The 13357-nt window shown below is 34.6% G+C and carries 11 protein-coding genes; all 11 read right to left on the reverse strand.

Features of this window, described 5'->3' with window-relative positions; genetic code table 11:
- Positions 1-173: 173 nt before the first annotated feature.
- The 11 genes from PLK24_RS03460 to PLK24_RS03510 all read right to left on the reverse strand — a co-directional run bounded on the left by PLK24_RS03460 (position 174) and on the right by PLK24_RS03510 (position 13288).
- Positions 174-1610 (reverse strand): NAD-dependent succinate-semialdehyde dehydrogenase, encoded by a 1437-nt coding sequence (locus tag PLK24_RS03460; protein WP_324476373.1) that lies wholly within the window; start codon positions 1608-1610, stop codon positions 174-176.
- A 2-nt stretch (positions 1611-1612) separates the two neighbouring features.
- Positions 1613-3115, reverse strand: a complete 1503-nt coding sequence (locus tag PLK24_RS03465; protein WP_324476374.1) for an FGGY family carbohydrate kinase — start codon at positions 3113-3115, stop codon at positions 1613-1615.
- Positions 3116-3122: 7 nt separating this feature from the next.
- Complete coding sequence (locus PLK24_RS03470) at positions 3123-3512, reverse strand: cupin domain-containing protein (RefSeq protein ID WP_324476375.1); 390 nt, start codon at positions 3510-3512, stop codon at positions 3123-3125.
- 379 nt (positions 3513-3891) lie between these two features.
- Complete coding sequence (locus PLK24_RS03475; protein ID WP_324476376.1) at positions 3892-4632, reverse strand: GntR family transcriptional regulator; 741 nt, start codon at positions 4630-4632, stop codon at positions 3892-3894.
- Positions 4633-5006: 374 nt separating this feature from the next.
- A complete protein-coding gene (locus PLK24_RS03480; RefSeq protein ID WP_324476377.1) occupies positions 5007-6161 on the reverse strand; it encodes a 4Fe-4S dicluster domain-containing protein in 1155 nt (384 codons plus the stop codon).
- A complete protein-coding gene (locus PLK24_RS03485) occupies positions 6151-7599 on the reverse strand; it encodes an FAD-binding oxidoreductase (RefSeq protein ID WP_324476378.1) in 1449 nt (482 codons plus the stop codon). The genes PLK24_RS03480 and PLK24_RS03485 overlap by 11 nt, the downstream gene beginning before the upstream one ends.
- Positions 7600-7816: 217 nt before the next feature.
- On the reverse strand, positions 7817-8284 hold the full coding sequence (locus PLK24_RS03490) for an ureidoglycolate lyase (RefSeq protein ID WP_324476379.1): 468 nt from the start codon (positions 8282-8284) through the stop codon (positions 7817-7819).
- 97 nt (positions 8285-8381) lie between these two features.
- A complete protein-coding gene (locus PLK24_RS03495) occupies positions 8382-9845 on the reverse strand; it encodes a xylulokinase (RefSeq protein ID WP_324476380.1) in 1464 nt (487 codons plus the stop codon).
- Between the two features lie 52 nt (positions 9846-9897).
- Positions 9898-10734: an SDR family NAD(P)-dependent oxidoreductase gene (locus tag PLK24_RS03500; protein WP_324476381.1), complete on the reverse strand. Its 837-nt coding sequence runs from the start codon at positions 10732-10734 to the stop codon at positions 9898-9900.
- Between the two features lie 62 nt (positions 10735-10796).
- On the reverse strand, positions 10797-11723 hold the full coding sequence (locus PLK24_RS03505) for an ABC transporter permease (protein ID WP_324476382.1): 927 nt from the start codon (positions 11721-11723) through the stop codon (positions 10797-10799).
- Positions 11724-11767: 44 nt separating this feature from the next.
- Entirely contained in the window at positions 11768-13288 is a 1521-nt protein-coding gene (locus PLK24_RS03510) for a sugar ABC transporter ATP-binding protein (protein ID WP_324476383.1), read from the reverse strand.
- Positions 13289-13357 lie beyond the last annotated feature (69 nt).

Below are 13357 nucleotides of genomic sequence, written 5' to 3' on the forward strand. Positions count from 1 at the left end.
ATCATTCACACCCTCATAATCACACAGGGTCCTAATGAATAACCCATCACCCCCTTTTATCCTGAGATAAACCCGGCTAAAAAACCTCCGAGTATTTTTTAAGATTTTGTATTTTGCTTTCCAATCATTGGTATAAAAATACCAGCAATTAAAAGCTTATAACTGACTTTCAACTAAATTTCTATTTTGATATTTTTCCATTCTAAATATTGGTCAAGTCCATAATGACCGAGTTCTAAACCAATCCCACTTTCTTTCCATCCCGGATAAGGTGCATACAAACTGTCCGGACTAATATTATTTATGGCCACATTTCCCCATTCCAGATTTTCTGCGACCCATCCAGCCTTCTTGATATCGCTGGTATATACATAGGCAACTAAACCATACCGAGTGTTATTAGCTTTAATAACCGCTTCCTCAACACTGGAAAAAGAATCGATAGCAACGATCGGTCCAAAGGGTTCATCCATCATGATTTTCATTGACGGTGTAACATTAGTAATAACTGTTGGCTCAAAGTAACACCCTTTGCTGAATTTTGGATCCTCTGGTCTCTTTCCACCACATTCAATTCGACCGCCATGAGTTTTCGCATCTTGAATGAATTCTTCCATCCTTTTCACACCGGATTGATTGACCATTGGTCCACAGTCAGGAACTGGATCCTCAAAGGGATCACCGATACGTATTTTTTTGGTCCCTTCAACAAAATTCTTCACAAACTGGTCATATACACTTTTTTCAACAAAAATTCGATTGACTGAATTACAGATTTGACCAGTATTTCGGAAGGCTCTTTTAACACCATCTTTAACGGCTCGGTTCAAATCAGCATCAGCAAAAACGATAAAGGGAGAATGCCCACCCAATTCCAACATCAGTCTTTTAACGGTATGAGCAGAAGCTTTGATAAATTCTTTTCCGGTCTTGGTTGAACCAGTGAGGGCTACTAATTTCACTAATGGATTAGAAAATATTTCATTACTAATCAGGGCATTTTCACCGTTTACTACGTTTAAAACTCCGGCTGGTAATCCTGCTTCATTACAAACTCGCACAAACTCAATGGTGGAAAGTGGTGTTTCTCGAGATGGTTTGATGATGACTGTACAACCAGCAGCTAAAGCTGGAGCAACTTTCCAAGAAATAAGACTAACCGGATAATTCCAAGCAGCAACTGCAAACACGACTCCTATTGGTTGCCGAAGGGCAATACTTCGCAAATTCAAAGCATTTGGGGGTGGAACCTCGCCTAAAATGTTTACTCCTAAACAAGCATAATATTCTAAACAATCAGCTGCTCCGATAATCTCTTTCTCGGCATCCTTGATAGCCTTTCCCTGTTCTTTGGCTAAGATCGTACCGATCTCGGCAGCTTTTTCCCTCGTTTTTTCCGCTGCTTTAAAAAGCAACCGACTTCTTTCAACGGCGAGCTTTTTTGACCAAATTTTAAAAGCAACATGAGCACCATCAATGGTATTTTTCATCTGATTGAGCGTCACTTTAGAAACAGCTGCAATAACTTCACCATTGGACGGATTGGTAACCTCAAAAGAACCTTCTCCTTCTTCCCATTTTCCATTTATAAAAGAATGATAATATTGCACTTTTAGTTCTCCTTTCCAAAATGAAGATAAGCCTGTTGGAAAATATCGTGGAACAACCGAAAATTTTTATACTGCTTTTGATATTCATCAAACCGCGATTCATCGGGAACGTAAACCTGTTTTACTTTTAACCACTTTTCAGCTATCTCATCGACCGGCTCTCCATTTAGGGCAGAAAAAGCCAACAAAGCCGCTCCGATGATTCCACCTTCGGATTCAGCCAGAGTAAATACTTTTTTTTGATAGATATTGGCTTTGAGCTGACACCATAAAGAACTCCGGGCGCCCCCTCCTATCACTGACATTTCTTCAATAGTTCCTGAATACCGCTCTTCGATCTCATCCAAGCTCATTTTTAAATCAAAACAAACCCCTTCCATGACTGCTCGAGCAAAATGCTTTCGCTGATGATGAGGACGCAAACCAAAAAAACTACCCCGTGCCGAGGGAGAACCTAATAGTCTCTCCCCCATTAAATAAGGAAAAAATAATAAGCCATCAGCACCAGCTGGAACATCACTGGCTTCATCATCAATCTGAGCATAGGACATTTTTCTACCATCTTCCTGATGATAAAAAGCCTCTCGAAACCACTTTAAGCTACCACCACCGCTATCCAAAATTCCAAAACTAATCCAACCATCAATAGCGTGGTGGAGATTCATCAAATGTTCGGTCAAAAGTGGTTTTGGACTCAACACCGAAACATCAGCAGCAGTTCCGGTTACATCACAGGAACGCCCTTCTCGAACCATTCCCCCTCCTAAAAGGAGACACAACATATCACCAGCTCCACAAATCACCGGGATAGCAGGTTGGCAGCCAATTTGAGCAGCGATGTCTGGAAGTAATTTACCAATTATCGCATTTGAAGGTAAAATTTCGGGAAGTTTCAATTTATCAATCCCAAACATCTTAATCAGTTCATTATCCCATTGTTTCGTTTTCCAGGAAAAAAGAAAACTACCTGATGCTTCCGAAAAATCAGTATATTTTTCACCAGTAAAACGGAAGTTTAGGTAATCTTTCGCCGTTAGGAAAATTTCAGTTTGTTGATAGACCTGAGGAAGATTACCTTTAATCCATTTCATTTTGGGGCCAGTCCAACTCGGTATGATGAGATTGGCAGTTAACTGAATCTGTTCTTTGGGTAATAACTCTTTTTGGTATTGTTGGCATATATCGGTTGAACGTTTATCACACCAGATTGGGACCTTATCCATCAACAAAGTCCCACGAGAATCAATTGGAACCACTGCATGCATTTGGGCACTGACCCCGATCGCTACAACTTCAATGCCGGGATGCTCAACCATGAGTTGTTTGAGGCATTCTATGGTTAATTCCCACCACTCATCAGGTCTTTGTTCAGCCCAGCCAGGATGAGGTGAAAAAAAATCTGTAGACCGGGATTGAATACCAACAATAGCACCCAAACTATCAATCAGAGCGGCTCTCACGCTCTCGGTACCGATATCTACAACCAGGAAAAAACATTCTGGCATGATGATATCAACCTTCCTTATTGATGGTTATCCATACGTAAGAAAGGGGAAGATGATAAGGATTCTCAGTTCGATGAAATTTAGCAAAAGGGATATATACCACGTCACCGGCTTCTGCTTCAAATTTTTCTCCGTCTATCTCCATTATTCCTTTTCCGGAGGTAATGAAATAAACCTCTTCTAACGGAGCATGTATATGACCACGAGTAAAGCATTGGGGATATATAGTCGTATATCCAACCTTAATTCGTCCTGATTCTGATTCGTTTTCTCTCAGTAGCATGAGAGTATCGCGAACCACATTACTACCAACTTTACTTAGAATATCGGAAAACGTGTTATTACCCGTTTCTGCTTCAGCTTCCAGTAAATTTCTTTTTTTCAATATCTCTTTCAAAAAAATAACCTCCCTGTTTAATTTTTTATTTACTCTTTAATCAATTTACATACAATTTTTCATTCTAAAAAAACCAATATTTAGTCTTTAAATGAATTCCAAGAAAAACACGGCTTTTTTAGATTATTACCTTAACGAATTGACCTTTTTACAAAAAAAACTAGAATGACTCTCTATTTATCCTATCAGAAAATTTTTAAAATGAAATATCCCATCTTTCAGGTTATTATCAATTTTAAAGGATTTTGCAAACAAAGATAGGACTAATTAAGGTTTTTTAGCAGTATTAAATAAAGCAGTGAATTAATTTCTATCTTATAAAGAACGAATGAAAGGGCAATAGAATTTTAATTCAATTGAAAAATTCTGAATCTATTTATTAAAATTGAGGTGGTCTTCCTTTCAGAAAAACTCGGTATTGATATTTATCGGCTCGAATAACAGAAATAACCACTTCAAATGGTGTACCATTTTCTAAATAAGTAACCCTTAAAGCATGAAAGAGCGCTGTTTTTTCCGGAACTTGAAGAATAGTAGTTTCAAGAAGACCACTATTATAAGCTTCTATTGTTTCAACTGCCTGATGAAGTCTTAATTTATAATCCTTTTCAAATATTTGATAAAGGCCCTCCTCATAAAGCTGATCTTTTTTATCAGCAAGGTTGGGAACAAACCGAGGTATAATGTAATTGTTCATATAGGCTATGGGTATGCCATCAGCAATTCGGAGACGTTGGACATGGTATATTTTTTCACCTTTCTTAAGATTTAAAAGCGATGCGACTTTTTGAGGTGGATTGATTAGTTCAACATTTAAGCTCCCTGTTTCAATTTTTATGTTTTTCTCTTTGAGGGTTTCGGCAAAAGAAGTAATATAGTTCATATTTTCGATGGTTTTGGTTTCCATTACTACTGTTCCCTTGCCCTGTCTGCGAACTACTAATCCCTCTCTTTCTAACAATCCTAATGCATTTCGAATAGTAGTCCTACTGGTTACGTATTTCTTTTCTAATTCGTTTTCTGTTGGGAGAAGTTCACCAACTTGATAAACACCGTTTAGAATTTCTTCCTTTAGGATGTTACTAATTTTCAGATAAATAGGTATTTGATCGATTGACATAATACAAATAACTCCTTTAAAGTATAGATAAATTTAAAATTAAATATATGAAGATCAAGAGAAGTATTATTGTTTTAAAATTAACAATATCTAATTCATTATTCTACACGCTTTTTATTTGAGAATAATATCTATTTTATAACTGAATTTATTATAATTAACTTATTATTTCATTTACGATATTAATTAACTACCTTAATATTAATATTATAATTAATATTAAGCTTTTATCAAAAGGTAACTATGACTTGACCCGATTAAAGATTTCAACCAAGACTGATTCAGTCTCGGTTTTTTTTAAAGAAAAGAAATAACCAGCTGTTTTTAAAAAAAATCAATCATTTTTCAATGTTGTGTCTACTATTGATTATTTTTTATTTCTCCATGTCTACAAAACTCATAAGGAGTGCTTCGGGGATACTTAACACTTTGTCCTTATCCCAATATTTTTTAAGGGCAGCATAGGAAAGCGAGTCTGATGTTATAACATAATCAGGTTTTAATTCCATAATATCGACAATTCTATTGTTTGCTAATTTTTCTAGATAATCATCAGATAACCCAAGAGGATACACTGCTGGAGCTAAAGGTCTGGCTTCTTCTCTACTGGTTCTAAGTTCTTCATAACGAGTAAATAAAGGCTTTATTAACATCCTGGGAGTGTCGAAATTTTTTAAGTACCTTGCCATAAAAGACCCATCATGATAAACGACCAATCCCTCATTTTTAATAAAGTTTTGTATGTCAGATGGCCTCAATTTATATTCATTATGATGAACAATTAACAAGTTTCTAAAGAAATCGGTTTCTAAAATCACTTCTTTGTTTATCTTGATATTAATCTCTTTATACCACTCGGTTAAAGCATAAAATGCTTTAGGGGATGATACTATTAATTTAGATACAGATAGATTATTTAAATAATCTGCAGTATTCTTGGCTATAGAAACAGCTTCTTCAAAAAAACCAATAGCTTTGATATCGTAGCCAGTTTCAAGCATATCCGAAATAATCGGTTTGATATTCTTTTTATTCATTAATTGAATTGCAGCTTTTGGAGCTTCTGGACTTATTGCTAACATCTCAGCATCGACTAAATAAAGAATACCCCCATTCTTGCCGCTTTTATTCGTTGCTTTTACTTCTTCGAGAATATTAGATACATCACCGTACAAATTCCCAAATTCCTTAATTCGCAATTCGGCTTCTGTCACAAAATCAGTCTTTATTCCTTTTTTAATTATCTCATGTCTTATTTTCTGAATAAGAGGAACCGGATCTCTTGGTTTACCCTTTATTCCATACAAGCAAAACGTTTTGCAAAGTCCACAACTACAACATTGATAAAGTACATCTTGAACATTCTCATCAAGTTCAATTTCATTTTTTATTATACAACGAGCCAAATATACTTTCCTTCCAGGATAAACAGTAGTAGTCCTATTAATAGTAAACACTGGACAGCCATAGACACATTGATCATTACACATTGAACAATCTTCCATAAGATCTTTGTATTTATCCAACATTTGCTTCACCTCCTAATCCTAGAACTGGAGGATTCATTATATTATTGGGATCAATTGCTCTCTTAATTTTTTTCATAATCTCAAAACCATTATTATGTTCGTCAAACATCCATTTGCTTTTCAGTGTACCAACTCCATGATGATGGGAAATAGAACCACCAGCCTTTACACAGGCATCTAAAGATTTCTTAACACATTTAAGAAAATTCTTTTCTGCATCTTCTGAATCCTTACCCCTTATTGTGTGTATGATGCAATACAGATTACCCCCAGTATGATACATATGAGAAAAGTGAACATGTATTATTTGAGCATAAGGTGCTATAGCATTTCTCATAGCTAACCAAACATCTTCTAACTTATCCCACGAGGCAGAAATTTCTAACGATTCCGCAGCACCATTGGGAAGATGAGTTGTACCAAGTCCGTATGAGGTATCAAGTCTGTCCCTTTCCCACTGTTTGGCTGCCTGGTCACCTTTATAAATGCCGCCCTCGGCACGACAAATTTCGTCACTTATTTTCATTTCAAGATCGACTTGGTCTTTTCTCCCTTCAAAGCCAAGATAAAGTAAAGCATAGCCTTCTTCGAATTTATAGGCATCAATCGTAAAAACCGATTCATACTCATCATATAGTCTAACAACTGCAAGTGTTGCCTGACCTAACGACACCATTTTTCTAACTGCTTCAAATCCATCATGGGTTGTCTTAAAAGTATAAACGGAAAATTTCCTTGCTTCTGGTTGATGCCATATTTTGGCAGTTACCTCAGTACAGATACCATAGGAACCTTCTGAACCAAGAAACAAATAATTTAAATTAATGCCGGTTGAAGCCTTGGGGGCATCTTTGGTAAACAATATTTCACCAGTTGGCAATACTACTTCGAGGGCTATTAACATATCATCAAATTTACCGTATTTCGTAGAGAATGTTCCGATGGCACTGGTTGCTACTGAACCAGCAATTGTAGCTGAATTCATTGATTGGGGAAAATGGCCCATGGTGTATCCGAATCGGTTTAATTCATCCTCTAATTGACTAATATTCCAACCAGCACCAACCGTGACTGACATCCCCTTCGCATTGAGAATAAACTTGGTTAACTTTTTGGTATCGAGGCAGATGCCGCCATTAAAAAAGACCGAGCCCATTACCGAACCTGAACCACCACCATATGGTATCACCACAGTTTTATTTTTATTGGCAATTTTTAGAATTTCAGATACTTGTTCAGTGGTCTCTGGCCAAACCACTACGTCAGGAATATAGGGATATTTACCTGCTTGTATCCATTTATATTCAACATTAAATGCACCATGACATACCGCTAATCTATCCACTATTTTAGTAGAAACGGCATCTTGTGGGAGAATTTTTCTCATTTCCTCTATAACTAATTCATTATAATTATTTTCATATACTTTTGTTTTCATATTTTACTTTTTTATCTCCTTCAGTTTTATGGTCTTATTTCTTTGATTTCTTGATTTCTGATCATTCAAATATGGCAATTTTTTGATGTCATGATTTCTGATCTTTTTTCAATATATTTAAAATTTAACCCAGAACTCTCTTATTTATAAATAATTTTAATTTAATTTATAAATCTATAATTTAAACTAATATCAGAAATATTTTTCTTCCTTTATGTTATTCTATTTTTATACCTTCCTCTAAATCCCGTATATCACAATCGTTTTGTGATGTACCTTTCTTAAAAACAATTAAAGTCTTACATTCCGGTTTTGCAATTGGGAATGGTCCCCAGTGCCACGTTCCTTTGTTTAAAACAACTGCTTGCCCACTATTAAAATAGAAGGCTTTAATATCTTTTATTGACTCCCTTTGGTCATTTTGTTTTGCAAAAAAAACAACCGAGTCATTTTCTAATTGAACAAGAATTTCGACTGTTTCCTTGTGTCTTTCTAGATTTTTCAATACCATTTCTCTTTTTCGACCGATTAATATACCAACAGTCATCTCTCCATCGACTATTAATTTATAAACATCACTTATATATTTAAAATGATCGTTATTTAATATGGGATCCTTTTTGCTCTCGCTTAATAAATATCCATAACCTTTTATGCTCTCTTCGGTTATAATAATTGGCTTCACAGTTTCTCCTCCTTAATCAATTTTATAACTTTAACCATTTTCCATTTTAGCAATAGCGGTGAATTCACCATCATCATTCTGAGATGCATTTTGTTACCTATTTTCCTGCGAGTTCCATATATTTTTTAAATACTTCGTTATATTTTTGATGATTTTCTTCATTAAACCCCACTTTTATACTATTCTTTAAATTACTTTCAATCTTGTTGCGTGCATCCCAAATTCCAGCACCCTGCCCCGCCATGAGTGCAGCACCATAAGCTGCATCACAATATTGTGGGATAGTTGCTCCTTTTCCTAAAACATCAGTCAAAATTGCAACCCAAAATTTACTTTTAGTACCACCTCCGACAAAAAATACCTCTTTTACATTTTCAAACTCTTTAACTGAGTTAATTACATCTCGCAGGGAAAAAGAAACACCTTCATAAGCAGCTCTTAAAAAATGCTTTCTTCTATGTCCTGAATTAATGCCATTAAATTTTGCTCTTAATGAAGAATTAAAATAGGGAGCATTTTCACCGGATAAATATGGATGATAAAGAAGACCCTCTGAGCCCAATGGAACAGTTGAAGCTTCTTTATCCATAACAGTATAAGTATTACTATCAGCTGGTAATTCACTAAAAAATACGTCTCTCATCCATTTGATTGATGCAGCACAGGCTGTGGTATATCTCGAGATTATTAAATAATCTCGCATAACACCTCGAATTCCCGGCCATATATCCAGATGTTTAAATTGGTCAACATGAACAACTATACCTATATCTGCTGCCGATCCTAATCTTATAATCATTTTCGACATTCCTTCGATGCCAATAGAATATTTTTCTGAACCTCCATCTCCCCCACCAGCCACAACAGGAATGCCTTCTTGAAGTCCAGTCTCCAAAGCAGCTCTTTTGGTAACGGTTCCAATCATATCGAAACAACCAGTTAGCTCCGGTATTTTTGATTTTTCGACTTCACATAGGCGAATCAATTCATCCGACCAACAATTGTTTTTAACATCATTCAATCCAGAAAAAGATATGTTGTTTTCATCAGCAATGATGCGATCGGTTAATTTATAGGTAATAAAATTTGGAGCAAATGTAAACTGATAAGTTTTATTCCAATTACTTGGTTCATGCTCTTTTAACCAAGTAATTTTACTCACAGTCAAAGCGGGAGTCACAAGAAAACCAATTGTTTTTTCCATAATTTCACCAAATTTTTTGTTCAACTCATTGGTTTCACGCTCGCTTCGAATATCATTCCATAGAATCGAATTCCGAACTGGATTCCCATCTTTACCAATTAATGTAATTCCTTGCATTTGCCCGGTAACACATATAGCCACAATTTTTTTTAAATCAACTTTATCTAATTTATTGATTTGATTTAAGCAAAATATAGCTGCTTCGTACCATTCATTTGGATTCTGCTCTACTGTGCCATCTGCTTTGGTTATGGGAAAATATTCCTTCGACTTGGTTATTATTGGCTTCCCTTCTTTGTCTAACAACACACATTTACATCCACTCGTTCCAATATCTATGCCTAATATGTATTCCATATTTGCCTCGCTCTTAAATATTGAAATATATTTTTATAAGGAGCAATGACTATCATTTTTGCTTATCTTCTTTTTTGTTATAATCACGTATTATTTTTACCAATTCCCAATTATGTTGTGCTCCGGTGTGAGCTGTTAATCCCCCATCAATCACTAAATTGATGCCTGTAATAAAGGAGGCCTGTTCTGAAGCAAGAAATACAACTGCATTGGCAACTTCTTCAGGAAGTGTAACTCTTTTCAATGGATACTCCAAAGAATGTCCTAAGTCTAAAATTTCTTGTCCACCAACTGAATCAAAAAATTTACTATACATTGAAGTTCTTACCGATCCAGGAGCCACCGCATTAACACGAATATTATATTGAGCATAATCAAGAGCCATGTTTCTGGTTAGATTTGCCACAGCACCTTTTGAAGTGTTGTATGAACAAAAAGTATAGTCACCTTGTAATCCGGAAATGGATGAAGTATTTATAATCACTCCACCACCCTTTTTAATCATCTGAGGAAGAAAATATTTTGACATGTAATAAACTCCATTTACATTTACATCCATAGTTCGCAGCCATTCTTGGGTTGGAGTTTCATGGAGTATATGGGCGTCTATTATTCCTGCATTATTAAATAAAACATCACAACCATGATATTTTTCACTAATATATAAAGCAAAATTTTTAACTTCTTCTTCGTTGGTAACTTCTAACTGCTTATAATCATACTTGCCTTGATAATTTTGATACTTGGTAAAATCAAGACTCTCAGGTTTCTCTATTCCGGTAAAAATTACTGATCCTCCAGATTCAAGGAAATTTTTAACTGTAGCTTCTCCTATTCCGGTTGAACCACCACTAACAACAATAATTTTTCCGTCAAATCTTATATCCATTTTTTTTCTCCTTTGTTTAAAAAACTAAATAATCAGTTATAATTTTTTTAATTAATCAATTTCTACTTAACAAACATTACCTTTTCTTTCTCAAAGGATAACGATATGATAGTAATAAGAATTAAACCTTTAACCAATTGTTGATATAAGGTTGGAACATTTAATAGAACTAAACCATTATTTATTACTGAAATGGTAATTGATCCAAGAATAACCCCCAATAATTTGCTATTTGCTCCGCCGGTGAGAGGAGTTCCACCCAACAAAACAGCAACTAAAACATCCCATTCAAAAAAATGTCCGGTTACCAAAGCTAAGGTACCTGCTCTAAAAACACCAAATAAAGAACATACACCCCCAAGCATACCGGATAAAACAAAAGCTAAAATCTTCATTTTCTTTACTGGAACCCCTGAATACTCAGCAACCTTTTCATCAGAACCAATCGCTTTACTGTATTTTCCAACTTTTGTAAATTCAAAAATATAGTACATGGTTAGCACAATAAGAATAAGAATAGGAATTTTATATTGCGATTTATCCAACACAAAAAGGTTAAATGGAATGTAAACATACCCTCCAGGAATATAATCCCATAGAAAATAAGCGAAGTTTCTTAAAACAAAACTTAAACAGAGTGTTGCGACAAAAGAAGGCACCTTTAATAGCGAAAAAATTGATCCGGTCATTAATCCAATTAACATCCCAACCAAAATAACGACTGGGATGAATGAACCAGGAATAGCATTTTCGCTAAAAATTCCAATTAAAGGTGCTAAGACTAAAATAGATCCTTGGGTAAGGTCCAAACTCCCTTGAGACATAACAAATATTACACCCATACCACTAATTATCAATGCAACACTTTGATTTAATATGTGTTTTATATTGGTAAAATTAATGTTTCTGCCTTTTGTCAAAATAGAAATCACACTGACAAAAAGAACAAACACTATTATAGGTATGTATTTATCAATTTTTTTCGACACTTAATTTTCTACTTTCCTTTCTATTTTTTAAATTAATTAACTCATCAAATCATATAATTTATTATTTCTTCTTCTCGTGGCCTTTCGTCTCTAATAAATATTTTTTGACACAAATTTCCTTCTTTCATTATTAATATTCGATCTCCCATCCCGATTAATTCAGTAAGCTCCTCCGATATAAGAATAATCGATTTTTTTTGTAATTTTAATTGATGTAATTTTTGGTAAATATAAGCTTTTATTCCTACATCAACTCCTCGAGTTGGGCAATCCAATATTAAAATCTCACATTCTCGCATCAACCATTTCACTAAACTGACTTTTTGCCTATTTCCACCACTTAGACCAATACAAAACTGATTTATATTGGCGGTTTTTATGCTTAACTCATTAACTCCCTTTTCAGCAAACGTTACTTCGTCTTTTGGACTAATAAATGAACTTTTTCGCTTAATTCGATCTAAAGATACCAGAGTAATATTATCTTTCACGCTTGCCAGCAACATAACTCCTTCAGAGTCCCGGTCTCGAGGTAGGTAGGCTATTCCCTGATTTATCGATTCGACTGGTGAGTGATTTTTTAAATACTTATTTTTTTCTGGTAAATAGATTGTCCCGGTATCAGTTTTTAATAATCCAAAAATAGCTTTCCCTAACTGGGACATACCGCATCCGCTTAATCCACCCAAACATAATATTTCACCTTCATGTAATGAAAACGAAATATCATGAAATGCATCTTTAGAACTTAAATTTTCGACCTTCAACACTACTTTTTCTTTATTAAAGGTCGCTTGATTATCCTCACGATAATAATTAGATTTCAGTTCCCGACCCACCATCATTTTCTTTAAATCATCTTCGGTACAGTTGTTAGAATCGATATTATCTATTATTTCTCCATCTCTCATGATGGTAATTTTATCGGTAACTTCTGAAACTTCTGAAATGGTATGAGAGATATATATAATTGAAACACCTTCGTTTTTAACTTTTCTAATAACATCCCATAATAAATTTTTGTTATCCCGAGAAAAAGCATCTGCTGTTTCATCTAATATTAATATTTCAGGATTTTGATATAAGGCCTTTATTATTTCTATTAATTTTTTGTCTTCAAATGAATAATTTAAAATTTTTTCTTCTACGTTGAATTTCTTATTTTTTAGTATTCTATAAATCATTAGATTGGCAGCTTCATTTATTGCTTTCGCCTTTATAAATCCATTCACAGTAAAATCTTTTTCTCTTCCGAGCAATAAATTATTTGCGATCGATAAATCTTCAATCAATCCACTTTCTTGAGTGACGATGGCAATTTTATTTTTAAAAGCATCTTGAATTTGTTTTGGATTATACTCTTTCCCTTCCTTGAGCATCTTCCCGCTATCTTTTAAAACAATCCCTGCTATTATCATTGCCAAGGTAGATTTACCCGATCCATTTTCTCCAATTAATCCTCTTATTTCTCCCTTTTGCAAACTAAAATCAACATTATTTAACGCCCTTACCGGGCCAAAACTTTTACTCACATTAATTGTTTGAAATAATATATTTTCATCCATAGAATCAATTACTACCTCTTTTATTTATTTAACGATTAAAGTATTTTTACTGCTTCCACGCGGTCCAAA

It is taken from the genome of Atribacter sp., from assembly GCF_035418125.1.
Classification (GTDB): Bacteria; Atribacterota; Atribacteria; order Atribacterales; family Atribacteraceae; genus Atribacter; species Atribacter allofermentans.

Excerpts from the sequence above, each read along its gene's own strand:
- PLK24_RS03465 (WP_324476374.1), bottom strand. The coding sequence starts at position 3,115 with ATGCCAGAATGTTTTTTCCTGGTTGTAGATATCGGTACCGAGAGCGTG.
- PLK24_RS03475 (WP_324476376.1), bottom strand. The coding sequence starts at position 4,632 with ATGTCAATCGATCAAATACCTATTTATCTGAAAATTAGTAACATCCTA.
- PLK24_RS03480 (WP_324476377.1), bottom strand. The coding sequence starts at position 6,161 with ATGTTGGATAAATACAAAGATCTTATGGAAGATTGTTCAATGTGTAAT.
- PLK24_RS03485 (WP_324476378.1), bottom strand. The coding sequence starts at position 7,599 with ATGAAAACAAAAGTATATGAAAATAATTATAATGAATTAGTTATAGAG.
- PLK24_RS03495 (WP_324476380.1), bottom strand. The coding sequence starts at position 9,845 with ATGGAATACATATTAGGCATAGATATTGGAACGAGTGGATGTAAATGT.
- PLK24_RS03500 (WP_324476381.1), bottom strand. The coding sequence starts at position 10,734 with ATGGATATAAGATTTGACGGAAAAATTATTGTTGTTAGTGGTGGTTCA.
- PLK24_RS03510 (WP_324476383.1), bottom strand. The coding sequence starts at position 13,288 with ATGGATGAAAATATATTATTTCAAACAATTAATGTGAGTAAAAGTTTT.